Source organism: Metabacillus sp. 84, assembly GCF_050107715.1.
GTDB lineage: Bacteria > Bacillota > Bacilli > Bacillales > Bacillaceae > Metabacillus_B.
This window is the reverse complement of the sequence record NZ_JBNILN010000002.1, coordinates 150,224-168,585: the sequence shown is the minus strand read 5'-3', so window position 1 is coordinate 168,585 and position 18,362 is coordinate 150,224. Positions and strand designations below refer to the sequence as shown.

Genomic DNA, 18,362 nt, shown 5'->3' with positions numbered 1-18,362 from the left:
ACACTTGCTGGAGATTATAATGTTAGTTGTTGTGTAAAATATTGCAGCCTCAGAATCGCATAGATGTCCCCATTTTGTTCCCGTGCCTGACACGAGGTGCATCGAGTAACTCCCTGCTGCTGGAGCGAGGATGCATGAAAACATAATGGTCATACATGTAAGGTTCGGTCTGGTTTTTATTTTATACAAAATAAAAACACAAGGAGGAGTCATATAATGTCTCGTTATACTGGCCCTAGCTGGAAACTATCCCGCCGTCTTGGAATCTCTCTAAGCGGTACAGGTAAAGAATTAGAAAAACGCCCTTACGCTCCTGGACAACACGGTCCCGGACAGCGTAAAAAACTTTCTGAGTATGGTCTTCAACTTCAGGAAAAACAAAAGCTTCGTCATATGTACGGAGTAAACGAGCGCCAGTTCCGCAACACGTTCGTTAAAGCTGGAAAAATGAAAGGGATCCTTGGTGAGAGCTTCATGGCTTTGCTTGAATCCCGCCTTGACAACGTTGTTTACCGTCTTGGTCTTGCGCGCACACGCCGTCAGGCCCGTCAATTGGTAAACCACGGTCACATCATGGTTGACAACGCTCGCGTTGACATTCCATCTTTCCAAGTGAAACCTGGTCAAGTGATCACATTGCGTGAAAAATCCCGTAATCTTGATATCGTGAAAGAAGCTATGGAAGTAAACAGCTTCGTTCCTGAATACTTGACTTTCGATGCTGACAAGCTTGAAGGAACTTACACTCGCTTTCCTGAGCGTTCCGAGCTTCCAGCTGAAATTAACGAATCTCTTATCGTTGAGTTCTACTCCCGTTAATCCTGCACTTTGCAGATTAGCACACAAAAACCCTCTGAAATGCTGGTTCTCAGCGATTTCAGGGGGTTTTTCTTTTGCATATGCGCTGCCCTACTATAATACTTACCCCTGCATATATCCTTCTTCTGCTGCCAAAGCATCCTGTTTGGTTGCATGAACCGTTCCAAACGGATGGTTAGGAGGGGCGTATATCGAATAAAGCTTAATGGGTTCATTTCCTGTATTGGTTAGATTATGCCATGTTCCTGCCGGTATAAAGATGGCATAGTCATCAAATACATTCGCTTGAAAGGGTAAATTGTTTTTATTTTTCCCCATTTGGACCATTCCTTGCCCTTGCTCGATCCGTATAAATTGATCAACGTCAGGATGCATCTCCAATCCGATATCTCCGCCCGGAGGAATGCTCATCAGTGTCGTCTGCAAATAAGTTCCGGTCCATAAAGCTGTACGGAAATTATTATTCTTCTTTGTTGCTTCATCAATATTCAAAACCAACGGATTTTTGCCGTAATCCTTCAGCGGAATTCTGCTGAAGCCCCCTTGATTATTGCCGTAAGGATAAGTCCAGTAAGCAGACTGCCTGCAGCTGTAGCCTTGATGATATGGATCATTATAGTATGGGTGCATCTAACCCTTCCCTTCAGCTTTATTTTCAAATTATCCTATGCCCACGTTTAGAAAATGTACTTTTAAAGCTCATTTTTTTGTTTCCTTATTCGAACTCCCCCAGCAGAAGTTTTTTTCTTCCAGACCAGTCCGGTTGGTTCCCATACTAAAAAGGCTGATCCCGCAGCAAAGCGGAACCAGCCTTTTCAGTCTAGAATTGGATCATTGTATATTTCTTCTTCCCTCTTCGGATAATCGTAAATTCGTCATCTATCCTGTCCTCAGCCTGCAGAACGTAATCAAGCTCCTGTTTTCGTTCTCCGTTTATATAAACAGCACCGTTGGTAATATCCTCCCGTGCCTGTCTTTTCGAAGGAGAAATGCCGGCTTCCACGAGCAGTTCGACCAGACCGGTCTCCTTGCTGCTTGCCTGATGAGCAGGTACATCCTTAAAGCCCTGTTTGATTTCCTCTCCGCTTAATGCTTTAATGTCCCCGCTGAACAAAGCCTTAGAGATACGGATGGATTGATTGAGCGCTTCCTCTCCGTGTACCATTGCAGTTACTTCCTCGGCCAGGCGTTTCTGAGCCGTTCTCTTCTCCGGAGCTTCCTGTACTTCCTTCTCAAGAGTATTGATTTCTTCATGGGACAGGAAAGTGAAGTATTTTAAGTATTTTACTACATCCCGGTCATCTGCATTAATCCAGAATTGGTAGAACTCATAAGGGGAAGTTTTTTCGCGGTCAAGCCACACCGCTCCGCCCTCCGTTTTCCCGAATTTCGTTCCATCCGCCTTTGTTACGAGCGGAATGGTCAGTCCGAATGCTTTTGCATCCCCATCGGTTTTACGGATCAGTTCAAGACCTGCTGTGATGTTTCCCCATTGGTCACTTCCGCCAATTTGAAGCTTGCAGCCTTCGTTTTGGTATAGGTTAAGGAAATCGTAGGATTGAAGAATCATGTAGCTGAATTCTGTGAAAGAAATACCGGATTCGATTCTTGTTTTCACAGAATCCTTTGCCAGCATGTAATTCACACCGAAATATTTGCCTACATCCCGCAGGAATTCAATAATGTCCATTTTTCCAAGCCAGTCGAAATTGTTAGCAAGGACAGCCGGATTTTTTTCAGCTTTAAAATCAAGGAATCTGGATAGCTGATCTTTGATCCGCTGTGACCAGAGCTGAACGATGTCTTCCGTATTGAGTGTTCTTTCTGCTTTTTTCCCGCTTGGATCTCCAATCAGGCCCGTACCGCCTCCAACCAGCGCTATTGGATGATGTCCTGCCTCCTGAAATCTTTTTAATGTAAGAATGGGAAGCATATGGCCGATGTGCAGGCTGTCCGCAGTCGGATCGAATCCAGAGTACAGCTTGATGGATTCTTTATTCAATGCCTCTTCCAATCCGGCTTCATCTGTTATCTGGCTTATAAGCCCTCTAAATGTTAAATCCTGCAATAAATTGTTCATGGTTATACTCCTTTGCCTTTTGATAGAAAATAAAAAAGCCCCTTCATTTTAAAAATGAAGGGACGAATCACGTCGCGGTACCACCCTACTTAAGAATGGTTCACTAAACAGCCATTCTTCGCTTTAACAGATAACGGCCGGGGCCGTCTTCCGCTGCATAATGCAGCTTCAGATGCTCATGGATTGTAATTCACAGCCTGTTTGTGTGCTGATTCTCACCGGCCATCAGCTCTCTGCTACAGGGAAACAGCTGTTACTGTCATCCAATCGTCGCTCACTATTCATATATTGATTTTTACCACATTCAATACCTTCATGTCAAATTCAATTTTCCGACAATAGATTCCAATTTTCAGTTAATTTTATGATATACTATCTATGCTTCAGGGGGGAGGATTATAATGGAAAAATGGATAAAGAAATTAATTGGGGATTCTTCTACACGCCCTCTTTTGGTAAAAAAACTTAGAATCGCCTACGGTGTTATGTGGAATATAGCCTTAATAGCCATTATTGCATGCAGTTCATTCGTTGTGTTTGCCGGCAGTGCAGGTGCAGGCTATTTTGCTTCCCTTGTAAAAAACGAAGAAATACTGAGTTACGATGAAATGAAAAAAGATATTTATAATTATGAAGAAACAACGGAAGTATATTTTGACAACCAGGAGCTGATCGGCAAACTCCGTTCCGATTTGTCCAGAACAAAAGTAGCGCTTGATGAAGTATCTCCGCATTTGATAAATGCCATCATTTCTACAGAAGATGAATTTTTCTATGAGCATGACGGGGTTGTTCCGAAAGCCATTTTCAGAGCCCTTTTTCAGGAATTTACGAATGCCCCCACACAAAGTGGAGGAAGCACTCTGACCCAGCAGCTAATTAAAAACCAGATCTTAACAAATGAAGTTTCCTTTGACCGAAAGGCAAAAGAGATTCTGCTTGCGCTCAGACTGGAACGTTTTTTTGAAAAAGATGAAATTCTTGAGTCCTACTTGAATATGGCTGATTTCGGGAGGGATAATTCCGGAAGAAATATTGCCGGAGCAGAAACGGCTGCCATGGGCATCTTTGGGGTAAGCGCTAAAGATTTGAGCATCGCTCAGGCTGCTTTTCTTGCTGGAATGCCTCAAAGTCCTTTTGCCTATACCCCCTATACAAATAACGGAGAGCTGAAAAAAGACTTCTCTGCCGGGGTTAATAGAATGAAGACCGTTCTCAGCCGGATGCTCAGCGAAAATAAGATTACCCTCTCTGAATATGAAAGCGCTTCGGCGGAGGATATAACCGCTCAGTTTAAAAAGCCTAACAAAAACCGTCTTTATAATAAGTATCCTTTCCTGACAGATGAAATTGAAAAGAGAGCAAAAGAAATTCTGATGATTCAGCTGGCCGATGAAGATGGATTTTTGCCAAAGGATCTTGATGAAGATCCGAAACTGAGAGCAGACTATCTCGCTCTTGCAGATCGTGAATTAAGGCAGAACGGCTACCGTATTCAAACGACTATAAACAAAGATATCTTTGAAGCGATGCAGAAAGCAGCTGAAAACTATCCGGATTACGGACAGGTAAACACGGTTATGAAGAAAAATAACGATACCGGTAAAATGGAACAAGTGAAAGAACCGCTCGAGGTCGGAGCACTCTTAATGGAAAACAAAAGCGGCAAAATCATCAGCTTTGTTGGCGGGCGTGATCATTCCAGGGAGCAAATAAATCATGCAACAGCCGGAACAAATAGAGGACGGTCAAATGGATCAACCATGAAACCCCTCGTGTTTTACGGTCCTGCGCTGGAGGAAGGGTTTTTGCAGCCCGGCAGCGTTTTAGCTGATTTGCCCTATGATATAAAAGCAAACGGGGATCCTTATCCAAAAAACTTTGACAGGAAATCCCATGGGCTGGTAACTGCAAGAACAGCTCTGGCTAAATCCTATAATCAGGCCGTTATAAGGGGCTATTCTAAGCTGATGCCGACGGAACCCACACGGTACCTGACGAAAATGGGCATAAATAAAAATTTTGAAGACGTTCTTTCCCTCTCGCTTGGAGGAGGAGCCAAAGTATCTGTGGAAGAAAACGTAAATGCCTATTCTACCTTTGCAGCTGGAGGGAAATTTACGGATGCCTACATGATTGAGAGCATCCGCAAGGCTGACGGAACAGCTGTATATCAGCATGAAAAAGTGACTGAGGAGGTCTTTTCCCCTCAAACCGCGTACCTCACAATCGACATGATGCGTGATGTTTTAAATGGAGGGACAGGTTCAAGAGTTCCCGGATTGCTCAATTTCAGTGCAGACTGGGCTGGAAAAACCGGTACGAGCCAGGATACGATAGATGCCTGGTTTGTTGCTTCCAATCCCAGTGTTTCATTTGGGACATGGATTGGCTATGATACCGAAGCCACCATCCAATCCTATAAAGGAAAATCCTACAGCACGCGGAGCCAGGAAATCTGGGCAGCTCTTATCAATGCAGCCCATGAAAAAAATCCTGAGTTGATTGCTCCTGAGGAACCTTTTAAAATGCCTGAAGGGATAGCCGAATTTTCTTATTGTGCCCTATCTGGAGCCCTTCCCTCCGAATTGTGCAGGCAGGCAGGCTTTGTAAAATCCGATCTGTTTAACGTGAAATATGCTCCAAGCAAAGTGGATGACAGCCTTCGGACTGGAAAGTACGTTCTTCAGAATGGCACAGCCTATGAGGTGCCTGCAAGCGCCCCGCAGGATTTTGTATATGAAGGACCGATGATCAAGCAGGAGCTGCTGGACAGGTTTGGACTGAATTCTCCAAAGGAGCTGTACCAATATACCAGTGATATAGGAAAGCTTGTCGTTTATTCAGGAAAAAGACTGGAGGATGATGGCGTTTCTCCTGCCCGGTTAAAAGGGGTTTCCATCAGCGGTGCAACACTGAACTGGTCTCCAGCTTATCAGAAAGACATTCTCGGCTACCGGGTGTATATGGCTGGAGGGGGGTCAGGCAACTTCACAAGGATTGCAAGTATTTCCGTCGCGGACGGCACTGGGCTGACTATCGGCTCGGGAAGTGCTTCTTATTATGTAACAGCAGTCGATGCAGGAGGCAAAGAATCACCGCCTTCCCAAATAGCCGGAATGAGACGAAGGCCAAATGCGCCCGAAAAGAAAGCTCCTGAAAAACCGGAGGAAAAAGAACCTGTACCTGATAAGAAGCCGGATGAAAACAATGAAAAACCGGATCCTCCTCCTGAAAATAAACCTGCAGAGCCGGAAGATCAGGAAACAGATCAGAAGCCTGCAGCTGAAGACTCCGAAGAAGAGCCTGAAACAGCGGCATAAAAAAAGAAGCCGGACCATTAATGGTCCGGCTCTTTCTGCTTTAATTACCAGCCGAATCCTCCGCCGTAGCCGCCTCCGCAGCCTCCGCCGTATGAACCTCCAACGTAAGATGCGCCGATGATAATCAAAAGAATAAACAATACAACCAGAAGAGCAAATCCTCCGCCATTGTATCCTCCATGTCCGCAATCGCTCATTTTATTAGCCTCCCTTCTCCATTTTCCTGATAGTATATGGTCCCTCATTTAATTGTGGAACGGTCCGCATCCCCAATTTCCCCCTCTTCCCCCGCCCAGGTTTCAAATCAAATTTACTGAGGGTAAGATACACATAAGAAACCTTTTACAGGAGGCCGTATATGACCATCATCAAAGAACTTATCCAGCGTATTCAAAAGCATGAATTAGGAGACTTGGCAGCCGTACTCGCCTATTATTTCCTGCTGAGTCTTTTTCCGCTCCTGATTTTTTCACTGACACTTCTTCCCTACTTTTCAATCGATCCTCAATCCGTCGGCAAGTTTATCAATGAATTTGCTCCCGGAGAAACAGGTCAGCTTCTGGAAGAGCAAATCACCTCTCTTATTTCCACTCCTAATGGAGGACTCCTTTCAATCGGGATCATCGGGACGATTTGGTCCGCTTCCAATGCGACAAATGCGGTAATGAGATCATTGAACAAGGCACATATGGTTGAAGAATCCCGATCCTTTTGGAAGGTGCGGGGCATGGCCATCCTATTGACTTTCGGCCTCGTACTCGGTCTTGTCATTACACTCGTATTGCCGATTTTCGGCGATGTCCTCCTTTCCGGAATTAGGGGTATTTTCCCTGAAACCCCCTTGACTGACAGTGTATTTACCGTCATTCGCTGGATGATTGCTTTTGTATTTATGGCATTGATTCTCGGTGTCATTTATTACTTTTCTCCAAACCTCGGACTTCGTGCGAGAGACGTCTATCCGGGAGCCATTGTCGGCACACTGCTGTGGCAGCTGCTTTCATTCGGATTCTCCTTATACGTAAGCCAATTTGGAAATTACCAGGCAACCTACGGAAGTCTGGGCGGGGTAATCGTTTTACTGACCTGGCTTTATTTATCCGGCTTTGTTATTCTGATTGGCGGTGAAATTAACGCAATCCGGTTTTGTAAAAGAACCAGCCAGCACTGCTATTCAGAAACGGATGAAAAGGACGATAAAAAAGCATCATTATAGGAAACCATACAGATGGGTAGGTGGGTAAGGCCCGGAGCCACTAAGGTGTTCCGAGCCTTATTCGGATAAAGGACTGGCACGCAGTACCATCTTTCCAATCTGTTGTACAGAAAGTCTAAACAAGTCAGGCATTTGACCCGCTGCTTCCACAGTCCTTGGCGGACAAGAGGTTAAAGTAATAGTCTCCCGTTGCAGCAGGCAAAAAAGTGCTCAGAGCCAGTCTCTGAGCACTTCTTTGCTTATAGGATACATCGCTTTCTCTTCCGGCACAGGCTGTTTGCCTGAACTTTAAATCCACCGTTCAAGCTTCAGGGCAAGGCGGTGAAAAGGCCCATCAGATCGTGTTTTGTGAGATCTGCAAAACGCATAGTAATCAGCTTTGCCGACATACTGAAAGAGCCGTGCAGAGGAATAGATAAAGCTGATTAAACTGCCGAGTGTAAAGCCCGTACCATATGCTGATTCACCGGCGGGGAGAAAGACAACCGTAGTAATGGCAATACCGCTGAAAAAAAGCAGAGCTGTGCGAAACGCACCCCTCCGGTCATCAAAATAAAGGAGAAGGAGCATCATAATCAGCGTCATCCCGTTAAAGAAGGCTCCAATGATGGTGATACGGAACAGGTCCAGTACAGAATCCGCCTTTATAAACAGGGGAAGCAGCAGGACAGCCAAAATCAGCAGAGCGAGAGAAATAAAGCCCTGATACCTTACAAGTCTTTCCAGTTCCTGCTTGAGCACAAGAATCATTGAGGTTTTCGACTTCATGATCTGGCTCAGTGTTCCGCCATCATTTATAAAGGAGAAGAAGGTTTTGTACCTTTCATAAAATCTCGTTTCAATTGAAACGACAAAGATTACATAAGTGGGAAGTATCGTCAGGTAGGCATAAAACAGGGCAGTATCATAGCTGGGATGATAGCGGAAAGTTCCAAGCAGCCATTCCCCGCTGTTCAGCCAAATGATCCAGTTGCTGATCCAGAGACCGGCATTATAAAATATCCCTGTGAATGCAAGCAGGCCATATTTATCAAAGTAAGCCAAATAGGCAAAGGGGGCAGTCGCCGACCTGTCAGGAAAGGTTTTGAGCATCGATACAACAAGCCCAAAAAAGGTTATGGCCATACCTCCTGTAAAGGACCCCATCATCATCCATGCCGCAGACCACTCCCCCTCAAAAAAGGGAAACCATTTCATGCACAAGAATAAGAATCCGATTGAGAAAATTCCGCCAGCCAAAAAGGAAAGCGCGATGGCCTGATAATTCTTTGCACCTGATAAATACAGCAGCATAACCCAAATGAGATTCAGCATAATGAATAAACTAAGCATCAGCAGCTTATAATCCCATCCTATGGGGGAAAGCAAGGCGAATATGAGCCAAAGCAGTCCTGCAGCTGCTATCGTTACGGCTGAAAATCCCAGGAAAGAAGAAAAAACTTTTTCTTCTTTTTTTTCATAAAGACAGTCCGCCACATAGCGCGTAACAACGAGCTGCTGAAAGCCAAACAGCACTTGGGAAAACATAAAACAATAGGATACGGAAATCATGAAAAGCTGTTTGTTTTCAGCCGTAACATCTGGAACAGCCTGAAGCAGCAGCTGCAGCATCAGAATGGTTAAAATGACAATCAGCCATGGTCCTGCTGTGACAAAGAGGGAATATAAATAGGCTTTAAACCTTGAAGAATAGTAATCTTCCTTAAATAGTTCCTGCAGCTGGAATCCGATGCCCGCCAACCGCTCCACCTCTTTTCTGATAAAGACTTCTGTATGCTGCTATAACATTTTCAATCAAATAATCGTGTTTAACACGCTGAAGGCCGCTGCGTCCCATTTTCTCCAGAAGCTCCGGATGGCCGATGCACCATTTTAACCGATCTGCGAGTTCATCCGGCTGAATAGGCGGAATGATGAATCCCGATGCCCCGTAAGGATCATCCTCTTTTCCTTCAATCAGCTCCCGGCAGCCTCCCACATCTGTTGCTACCCATGGCTTTCCGGCAGCCATCCCTTCAAGAATTGCAAGCGGCTGCCCCTCTGAAAGGCTGCTTAGAACACACACATCAAAATCAGGCAAATACTCCTCGATATTGACCCTGCCGGTAAAGGTCATATGCAGTTCAAGACCAAGGCTTAGAACCAGTTCTTTGCACTCCCGGGCATACTCAGGCATCTCCTCATCCGGTCCAAGAATAGACCAATGAAAGGCACAGCCCCATTTTTTCAGTGTGTTGGCAGCGTAAATCATGGTTTTTATATCTTTAATCGGAACCACCCTCACGATGGCTCCGATATGAAACACAGAGCTCGTTTTTTTTCTGGCTTTTGGAGAATGAATTCCGATCCCATTCGGGATAATCGCTGTTTTTTCAGGGGGAGCCCCAAGTTCAAGCTGATAGTCCTGATTTTTTTTAAACAGGGTGATGATATCAGATGCCTGGTCATACGCAATGGCGGATAAATGATGGAAAAGCTGGATCCATCTTTTTTTATAAACAGCAGGAATCCAAGAGGATTGCAGAATTTCTTCTTCTCTTTCCCTTGAATAAATTCCGTGCTCCGTAATGATAAAAGGCACGTCCTGCACCTTTGAAATATAGGCGCCGACTAGTCCGCCATAGCCGGTTGAAGCGGTATGGATCACATCCACTGAGCTGAAGTCCTGCTGCAGGAGATGCAGGATTGGACTGTACATGGATTTCCACATCCACATGTAATCAAGAAATGATCCAAACAGTCCTTCATATTCATAGCATTTCTGAACAAGCTTATAAAATGCTTCACTTTCAAAGAATGCTTCACTCGAACCCATCCTGCTTCTGTCTCCCATAATGATCAGGGCTTCTGGATTCCGGGTCTGAAACGTAAACCATTTAAAAAGCAGCAGAAGTTCCCCATCTGTCAGGTTGGATTTCTGTATTTCCGGCCTGAAGGCGGACATTAATGCAATGTTATGATGATGCACAGTATTAGGGTGAAGCCTGTATTTGAAATCTTTTACCCCCTTTGCCTCAGGGGTAATTGTAAAAAGCGAAAATTCGATCTCATTCATGCCTTTAATAAGGGTATGAAGCCAGCTTGATACTCCCCCGCTTACATAAGGATAGCTTCCCTCAGCAATCAGACCTGCTCTCATTATGCATTCTCCTCTATATAGCTGATGGCTGCATCAGGCTGTGTCATCGTAATCAGATAGAGATGATCCTGCTGTTTTTTGACATGGCCGAAAGGATGCTCTCCTGTCTTCAGCCTTTTCCCGGGCTCCAGCCTCAGATAAAAATAAGAAGGGGATGGTACATTGTAACCATGGATCTCAATTCCTTCCGGATTGTAAGAAAAACTCCATTTTCCTTTTTGGTAAGCATCCATTCTTCTTTTAGCATCAATTTGCTTATATCCCTTAACGTGACTGAATTCTTCTGCCAAAAACTTCTGCATCGATGTATAGCTGTTTTTCATCGCTTCCCAGTCTCCCTGCTTAGATCGGGCTTCATCAAGGACATCATCTGGATGAATAAAGTGAGAAAACACTCCCATGTTAGCAATTGAGTCAGCGAGCTGGAACTGATCTTCCTTCGAAAAATGATAGCCGCTGTTTATCCTTGGAAAATGGTAAAGCTCTTTATACACTGAGTCATAGTCAAACTCCTGAATCAGGCTTCCGTTGGAAGGATCTCCTATATAAAGGCTGGCGATCACTTCCAATTCAGGCACAGCTTTCTTTAAAGCGGATATTCCGGACCGGTTCAGCAAGTTAGAAGGAGGGACATAGGTTTTCAGCTGCTGTGCTGCAAAAAGTTCTTCCTTCAGCGCTTTTACTTCCAGCAGGGAGTTCACCATCTCTTCCTCTGATCTCCAAGGGCGGTATCCGAACTCAGCAGATACCGGATCGCTTTTTGTAAGGAGAGACTCATGGTTGTAGCCATGCAGGGCCAGCTCTCCATTTCCCTGGATCAGCTGCCTGCCGTATCCAAGCAAGTCCCTCTCACTCATGCTCAGCATTTCCTGGCTTGAGAGATCAGGTTTGTCCTGGTAGGTGCCTATTAATGCGCCCGTGTAGGGGATTTGATAAAGCTTACTGATTTCTTTCATATCCGGCCACCAGCGGTTCCGATAGAACTGCTCGTAGGACATTCCATACGTTTTCTGAAATTGCTCTGAGCTTGTTTCGGCAATGGGGGCAGGGAAGTCATCGATGAACATAACCTTCCCTCCCATCTGTCCGGATAAAAAAGCCGGAAAAGCAAGACTGATGGAATGGACAAGCAGGCCTCTTGCGGATTTTTCCTGCAGGCTTGTGCCATTCCAGACGGCAACCCGGCCCGTTCCTTCATCATGCGTCCACAGAAGGGGCAGGCTCTCTGCGGTAATATAGGTCATGGAATCCGGACTAAGCTCTGCTTTCAGCATACTGTTTGAAAAAAATTCGCTTTCCGGACCTAAATCTGGATAGCCTTTAAAAAAAGACTCCGAGAACACTGCGCCTTTAACTGTATCATTGTAGCCATGTGCCTGCTCAATCCCAAGCAGATTATGCCAAGCCGGATCAGAAAAGCGGTTAGCCGCGAATAACCGCCCGCCTTCCCTGACAAACTTTTTTATGACTTCTAAATTCCAGCGTGAGGAATCTTCTCCCGTTAAAATAATCATCGTATATGGATTTGGTTTAAGAGACTCCATTTGACGGGGAGAAATGACTTCCAACGGGATTTTCGCATATTGAAGGGCTGCTAAAATGTTGGCATGCGTCCTCTCACTAAGAAGGTTTCCTTTTTCAGGCTCAGCTAAATAAATCTTGATACGGTTCAGATCGTTTGCCTTCCCATCCCATTCAGAATTCATAAAGGTAAGCTTTTCAGAAGCGGCGTCCGATTCCGCTGCCGGAAGACTCGCATAAAATCGATCTGTATTCATATACAAAACGCCTGCCAGCAATAAAACAGCCAAAATAGAGGTGAATTGGACAAAGCCCGGAACATTGCGATTCATTCAGCCTTCCCTCCCAAAAAACGGATGGTTTCCTGCTGCTGCTCAGAAAAAAAACGCAAATCCGGATGTTCCATAAGCAATGTTGCCAGTCGAAATACTTGATTCCATTCTCCTTTTTGATAAGAAATCCGCAATTTCCCCCACATCAGCTTGGATGAACGGGGATCTTTTTCGTAAATTCTTTCATATAGCTTATCCGATTCTTCCGGATTGCTTTCCAGTAAGAAATCCGCCAGCGCCACAGTAAAGGAATCATGCTCCGGAAAAAGTCCAGAGGCCTCCTTTAGAAACATCTCATACTCTTTCTCTGTCTTTTCCCGCAATGCGGACGAGAGCAAATCACTTGATAGGTACTCCTGATAGGATTCAAGAAGCACTTCATAGCTGTTTGGAAGTTCCGGTGATTTCTCTATTTTTAATTTTTGTAATTGGTTTAACAGCCGGTCCTGCAGCACATTGGTTATCGTAGCAGCATAATGAACCGCCTCCTGATCAGGATGGCTAAGCCCTTTTTTTATGATTTTTTCCTGATGAGTGTTTTTCTCATTGGACATATTCAGCAAAAGACTTTTTATCATCCAAGAATTTTCTGACGTTTGTCCTTCAGCAGATAATAAATGCCGGTCCTGCTTGAGCATTTCTCTTAAGCTCTCAAAATTGTAAACCTTATTATGGATATAGGTTGAGTAGTCTTCCATAAATGTTCCATCCTGCCTTTTACGGAAGACGTACACCACAGCCCATCCTCCTATAAATCCTATTATGGGCACAGCGCATGCAAGCAGCACCCAAAGGAAAAGGAGGCCGTGCTGGCTGCGTTCCATATTTTTGGCATAGCGGCGAGATAAAACGGCAGCAATAACTCCCAGCAGAATACCTAAAAAAAACATCCAAATCATTTGACTGGAGCCGCCTCCTTCCGAAGTGCATTCTGAAGCCTTGCTTTTACAGACGCTTCAAAAGCCGGTTCAACACCGGGAAGCAAAACATAAAGAATATCCGTCTCTTCATCCCACCCCGCTGAATCAAGTTCCCTTAGCTGATTTTTAACTGTAAGATCAATCTCCCCTATGGATAAACCTGGCGTGTGTATTTCAAAAATTACGAAAGGCTGGCCGATTTTTTCAACTCTTTCCAGCTCCGCATTGAACTTTCTAAAAAAGGAGGCCAGCTTATAAATCCCCGTTCCCTCATAACGTTCGAGATGATTTTTTTCCTGTTCGTATTTGTAAGCAAAGCTAAGCCTGTTTCCTGCCCACTTCAAACACCAGTCAAGCCATTGAATGTGATGGGCTGTACATGACTCAAGCTTTACACCATTCAGTGCCATCACATACCTCATCTCTCCGACTACAAACACAGGGCCTGCAATCATTGGAGAATCATCGGCTTCATCAGCCGATTTGAAAAGAACGCGGGGAGAGTGATTCATCACCTTGCTGATCAGTCCAGGAACGTCTTCTCCCCTGTAATTCGATTTTAGGCTTCCCACCTTATTTGTGTTGATTTTTGAGCGGATGGAATGTCCCTGAGAAGAAATATAATACAAAACAAGCTGGCTGCTTCTGAATCTCAGCTGCACGATTCTGACCAGTTCATTAAAAATCGTATCAGAATCTGTGAAATTCAAAGCCGTAACCATATCATACATTTCCGAAAATGCATCCTCGGATTCTAAAAACCGTTTCCTGTACAGCCGATTTACTTCCAGTGCATCTTCAAGTGCCTCTTTCAACTGCCTTTTTTCTTCTGAAGCCTCCTGATAAAGGGTTGTTAAATCCGAATACCGTTCCTGCTGGGAATTACGTGACAGACCTGTAAAAAGGAGGAGGAAAAAATACAGGAGAAGCGTTAATATGCTTTCGAAGTTTGTAAAAAATAAATACAAATCTCCGCCCTGGTTAACTTCGTAAAACAACGTGGTGATCACTGCACCGGAAAAAGGAATAAAGCCGGGGTAGATGCCGTATCTGAGAGAAATCAGTACAATAGCAACAGGCCAGACAAACAAGCCAAGTGCAGGAAGATTTTCGCTAAAATAGAAAATGGCTGCTGCATTTAATCCTGTCAGGGAAAATGCTTCTATTACTTTTCGTATTGTTTTCGACTGATTATAGATCAAAAGAATCACTACTTTCGGCAAAAAATAGGTTGATCTTACAAAAACAGGCTGATATGATTAGGCCTAAGGTGATGGGCAAACTTGCTGAAAAGCAAGGACGCAAAGGCATGGGTCGTCAGATTTCCTATGGGAGATACCGATCGCCAGCCTGCGAAGCTGCCATCCCTCGTTAAAAAAACGGAGGGATTACAAATGAATAACGTAATCAAATTTTTTGTATTGATCTTTTTTGCCGTATCCATTACTGTCTCTTTATCGTCTCCAGTCACTGCAGCCTCTGCAATGTCACACGGAAGCAACGGGATTCTTGACGGCGTGAAATCCTATAAGATTTACTACGATGCTCCTACCCCTGCAATTATCAGAAAAATGAAAGCTTATGATCTGGTGATCATAGAACCCCTCTTGTACACCAAAACCCAAATCGATGAGATTAAAAAGGGCGATACGAAAGTATACGGCTACATCAACTCGATGGAAGCCGATAATTGGAATACAGCATTTATCCGGAAACTTCTCCCCCAGGATTACTACCGGAGCAATGGACAAAAACACTATATCAAGCAATGGGATTCCTATTTGATGAATATGGGTTCTTCCCATTTCAGGCAGCTGCTTCTGTCAGAAATCCATGCACAGGTATACAGCAAGAATATGGACGGTGTCTTTTTGGATACAGTCGGAAATATAGATGATTATTTTAGCAGTAAGCCCGCTGAGCTAAAAAAGCAGCGGACCGGTTTGCAGCAGCTCCTTAAAAGCGTTACATCTTCCTACCCAAGATTGGGGATCATCCAGAACTGGGGAATGGATACATTGAAAGCTGCCAGCGCTGATTATGTAGACGCCATTATGTGGGAGGACTTTTCTCACCGGGTCGTTTCCAAGGACCAATGGTCTAGGAATCAAATTCTTGATTTAAAAGAGCTGCAGCAGGAAACTGGGCTGGAGGTTCTGACCGTCTCATTTGAACAGCACTCAAAAAGTGATGCATTTTCTGCAGCTCAAGGATTTAAGCATTACAAAGCGGTAAAAGACTTTAACCGCTGGTAATTCGACAAAAACTAGTACTCTAATCATAAACTCAATAACTGCTTACATTATTTGTAGCACACGCCCAGATTGAAGACAATTTCCAAATAGGCTCACCAGTTTCACCCTGCTTAATCATCCTGGTTCCTGCTCAAAACGGACTGATGTACACCATTCATTTTACCTACTTCTAATGTCTTAGTCTATTAAGTTTTTTAGAAAACATGACAATAGACATAAAAATATCATGCGTACAGTAAACCGTTCTCATGTTCTCTCCCCTTTTTTCTATTCGGTTTGCCAATCTGCCTGAGTCATTCTGAACAAAACTTTCACAAAGAAAACCCCGGTGAACGAGGGTTTTCTTTTTGCTATTTTCTATCAGCAGGATCTTTCTTTCAGTTCAGGAACGTGCATATACACGCATCATTGCATGATTCTCCATCAGCTTGAAAGGTACTCTAAATCAAAAAGGACCCCACTTATAGGTAAAGAAGCCGTAATTCCGGATAGCAAAATTCCGTAAATAAGCAAACTAGGTGCAGGATTAGGAGACTTGCCCCGATACTCTTACAGCTCGTCCCTATTCTATTGAGACTATAAAAAAAGGATGGGACAAAAGGTTTCCGGCTAAAAAAAACCGAACTTTATTTGAAACTCTGGTATAGAGCTTCGTAAAAGTTCGGTTTTCTTATTTTCATGCTTTTTCCCAACAAATTATTCGGCTTTAAGGACAACACTTTTAGTTATATCCCAGCCTATTTTTCGGCCTATTTCTGCACCTGCTCAGCTTTAAGCGAATAATTGTGAAAGACTATCTTTTTTGAACTCTGAACAGGGAAGCAGGACAGGCTTTTCAAATTTTACAGCGGCAGCCGCTCGATTGTTATGATTGAACCGGTTTCTTCCACATGCCGGCAATTATGGCTGTAACAAGGGCTCCAATCAGGATGGCCGCTACGTACAGAAGGGGATTTCCTTCAACGATTGGAATAACAAATGCTCCCCCGTGCGGTGCCGGAAGCTTTATGCTGAACAGCATAGAAAGGGCACCTGCTGTCGCCGCTCCGATAACGGATGCCGGGATGACTCTTCCAGGATCTGCAGCTGCAAATGGAATCGCTCCTTCTGTAATAAAGGAAGCGCCCATGATATACGCTGTTTTTCCAGCTTCCCGTTCCTGCTTTGTAAATTTATTTCTAAAAAAGGTCGTTGCCAGAGCCATACCTAGCGGAGGGACCATTCCTCCTGCCATTATTGCAGCATGGGGTGCGAAGTTTCCTGCATCGATCATGGCAATACCAAAGGTGTAGGCTGCTTTATTTAGCGGGCCTCCCATATCTATTGCCATCATTCCGCCGAGGATCAAACCCAGAAGAATTAAATTTCCGGTTCCCATCCCCATAAGCCAGCCATTCAGCGCATCATTCAATGCTTTTGCAGGGGGGATTACGACTGTCAGCATGATCAAGCCTGTTGAGAGAACACCAAACAGCGGATAGAGCAATACAGGCTTAATGCCTTCCAGTGAACCAGGCAGCCCGCTGAATGCTTTTTTAATCAGCACTACGAGATACCCTGCAAGGAAACCGGCGATCAATCCTCCAAGAAACCCTGCTCCCCCAGTGGAAGCAAGAAGCCCGCCGACTGCACCGGGAGCAAATCCGGGACGGTCTGCAATACTCATCGCGATAAATCCTGCCAGAATCGGAATCATAAGCGCAAAGGCATTATCTCCTCCGATGGTTTTTAATAGATAGGCAATTTGATTATAGCTTGGATCATCCGGATTCGCGGAATTAATCCCAAACATGAACGATATGGCAATCAGAATGCCTCCGCCCACAACAAACGGCAGCATATTGGATACACCGTTCATTAAATGCTTGTAGAAGCCGGTTCTCTGTCCTTTTTCTTTTTGTCCATCCGGCGAAGCGCTTTTCCCGCTTTTGTAAATTGAGGCATCCTGCTTCAGAGCCTGTTCAATCAGTTCCTGCGGCTTTCTGATCGCCTGTGCAACCGGTACCTCTATGACGTGCTTGCCGCCGAATCTTTCCATTTCCACTTGCTTATCAGCAGCTACGATGATGGCGGAAGCCCTTTCAATATCATCCTGAGTCAGGAGATTTTTCACACCGCTTGAGCCGTTCGTTTCTACTTTAATTTGAACGCCCATCTCCTTAGCCTTTGCTTTTAATGAGTCAGCTGCCATATACGTATGGGCAATCCCTGTCGGACAGGCCGTAACAGCAAGGACCAGCTGCTCTTCGGATGATAGGGAAGCTTCATCCCCTTCATTATCATCCATTTCGCTGTCTTCCTTTGAATTGATGGCCTCCAGAACTTCCTCCTCCGTCTTTGCCTCTTCTAATTTCTTTCTAAAATCCGGATCCATTAAAAAACTTGAAAGGGAAGAGAGTGTTTCTAAATGGGTATTGTCCGCACCTTCCTCTGCTGCAATCATAAAGAACAAACGGCTAGGCACACCGTCAAGCGAGTCATAATCAATGCCTGCTGCAGAACGTCCGAATGCGATAGCCGGACTTTTGACCGCTTTTGTTTTTGCATGCGGAATTGCTATGCCTTCTCCGATTCCGGTTGTACTTTGAGCCTCCCGTGCCAGAATGGCTTCTTTGTACCCGGCACGGTCATGTAATTTTCCGGCACGGTCCAGCTGATTGACTAATTCGTCAATAACCAGTTCTTTTGAATTCGATGAAAGATTTAATAGAATGGTATCTTTCGTCAGCAAATCTGTAATTCTCATGTTCCTTCCCC

Annotated in this window: 13 protein-coding genes, 1 riboswitch and 1 other annotated feature; of the genes, 4 read left to right on the top strand and 9 right to left on the bottom strand. The window is 44.6% G+C overall.

Going from position 1 to position 18,362, the window contains the following annotated elements; translation table 11 throughout:
- The first annotated feature begins 216 nt into the window (after positions 1–216).
- Entirely contained in the window at positions 217–819 is a 603-nt protein-coding gene (gene rpsD / locus ACQCV8_RS05385) for a 30S ribosomal protein S4 (protein WP_426843537.1), read from the top strand.
- 102 nt (positions 820–921) lie between these two features.
- Here the strand turns inward: rpsD and ACQCV8_RS05380 are convergent, their stop codons facing one another.
- Both ACQCV8_RS05380 and tyrS read right to left on the bottom strand, forming a co-directional pair.
- Positions 922–1,449, bottom strand: coding sequence for a cupin domain-containing protein (locus ACQCV8_RS05380; RefSeq protein ID WP_426843536.1), 528 nt, complete (start codon positions 1,447–1,449; stop codon positions 922–924).
- A gap of 190 nt (positions 1,450–1,639) precedes the next feature.
- Positions 1,640–2,899: a tyrosine--tRNA ligase gene (gene tyrS, locus ACQCV8_RS05375; protein ID WP_426843535.1), complete on the bottom strand. Its 1,260-nt coding sequence runs from the start codon at positions 2,897–2,899 to the stop codon at positions 1,640–1,642.
- A gap of 55 nt (positions 2,900–2,954) precedes the next feature.
- Positions 2,955–3,179, bottom strand: a binding site (T-box leader).
- 121 nt (positions 3,180–3,300) lie between these two features.
- On the opposite strand from tyrS, the gene ACQCV8_RS05370 reads away from it, so the two are divergent.
- Positions 3,301–6,222 (top strand): transglycosylase domain-containing protein, encoded by a 2,922-nt coding sequence (locus ACQCV8_RS05370; protein WP_426843534.1) that lies wholly within the window; start codon positions 3,301–3,303, stop codon positions 6,220–6,222.
- Positions 6,223–6,266: 44 nt separating this feature from the next.
- On the opposite strand, the gene ACQCV8_RS05365 is transcribed toward ACQCV8_RS05370, so the two are convergent.
- Entirely contained in the window at positions 6,267–6,419 is a 153-nt protein-coding gene (locus ACQCV8_RS05365; RefSeq protein WP_426843533.1) for a YjcZ family sporulation protein, read from the bottom strand.
- Between the two features lie 161 nt (positions 6,420–6,580).
- Between ACQCV8_RS05365 and ACQCV8_RS05360 the strand changes: the two genes are divergently transcribed.
- Positions 6,581–7,438, top strand: a complete 858-nt coding sequence (locus ACQCV8_RS05360; protein ID WP_426843532.1) for a YihY/virulence factor BrkB family protein — start codon at positions 6,581–6,583, stop codon at positions 7,436–7,438.
- Between the two features lie 288 nt (positions 7,439–7,726).
- Here ACQCV8_RS05360 and pelG read toward each other — a convergent pair whose 3' ends face one another.
- Genes pelG through ACQCV8_RS05335 form a run of 5 tightly spaced genes read right to left on the bottom strand, consistent with a single transcriptional unit; the run spans position 7,727 to position 14,573 of the window.
- Positions 7,727–9,178 carry an exopolysaccharide Pel transporter PelG gene (pelG, locus tag ACQCV8_RS05355; protein WP_426843531.1) on the bottom strand — a complete coding sequence of 484 codons (1,452 nt, stop codon included), beginning with the start codon at positions 9,176–9,178 and terminating at the stop codon, positions 7,727–7,729.
- Positions 9,141–10,577, bottom strand: a complete 1,437-nt coding sequence (gene pelF, locus ACQCV8_RS05350) for a GT4 family glycosyltransferase PelF (RefSeq protein WP_426843530.1) — start codon at positions 10,575–10,577, stop codon at positions 9,141–9,143. Before pelF ends, pelG begins: the two co-directional genes overlap by 38 nt.
- Positions 10,577–12,430, bottom strand: coding sequence for a DUF2194 domain-containing protein (locus ACQCV8_RS05345; RefSeq protein ID WP_426843529.1), 1,854 nt, complete (start codon positions 12,428–12,430; stop codon positions 10,577–10,579). Before ACQCV8_RS05345 ends, pelF begins: the two co-directional genes overlap by 1 nt.
- Positions 12,427–13,329, bottom strand: a complete 903-nt coding sequence (locus tag ACQCV8_RS05340; RefSeq protein WP_426843528.1) for a hypothetical protein — start codon at positions 13,327–13,329, stop codon at positions 12,427–12,429. The genes ACQCV8_RS05345 and ACQCV8_RS05340 overlap by 4 nt, the downstream gene beginning before the upstream one ends.
- Positions 13,326–14,573, bottom strand: a complete 1,248-nt coding sequence (locus ACQCV8_RS05335) for a hypothetical protein (protein ID WP_426843527.1) — start codon at positions 14,571–14,573, stop codon at positions 13,326–13,328. The genes ACQCV8_RS05340 and ACQCV8_RS05335 overlap by 4 nt, the downstream gene beginning before the upstream one ends.
- Before the next feature lie 43 nt (positions 14,574–14,616).
- Positions 14,617–14,708, top strand: a riboswitch (cyclic di-GMP riboswitch).
- A 36-nt stretch (positions 14,709–14,744) separates the two neighbouring features.
- On the opposite strand from ACQCV8_RS05335, the gene ACQCV8_RS05330 reads away from it, so the two are divergent.
- Positions 14,745–15,605, top strand: coding sequence for a putative glycoside hydrolase (locus tag ACQCV8_RS05330; RefSeq protein WP_426843526.1), 861 nt, complete (start codon positions 14,745–14,747; stop codon positions 15,603–15,605).
- An 865-nt stretch (positions 15,606–16,470) separates the two neighbouring features.
- Here ACQCV8_RS05330 and ACQCV8_RS05325 read toward each other — a convergent pair.
- Positions 16,471–18,351 (bottom strand): PTS fructose transporter subunit IIABC, encoded by a 1,881-nt coding sequence (locus tag ACQCV8_RS05325; protein ID WP_426843525.1) that lies wholly within the window; start codon positions 18,349–18,351, stop codon positions 16,471–16,473.
- Positions 18,352–18,362 lie beyond the last annotated feature (11 nt).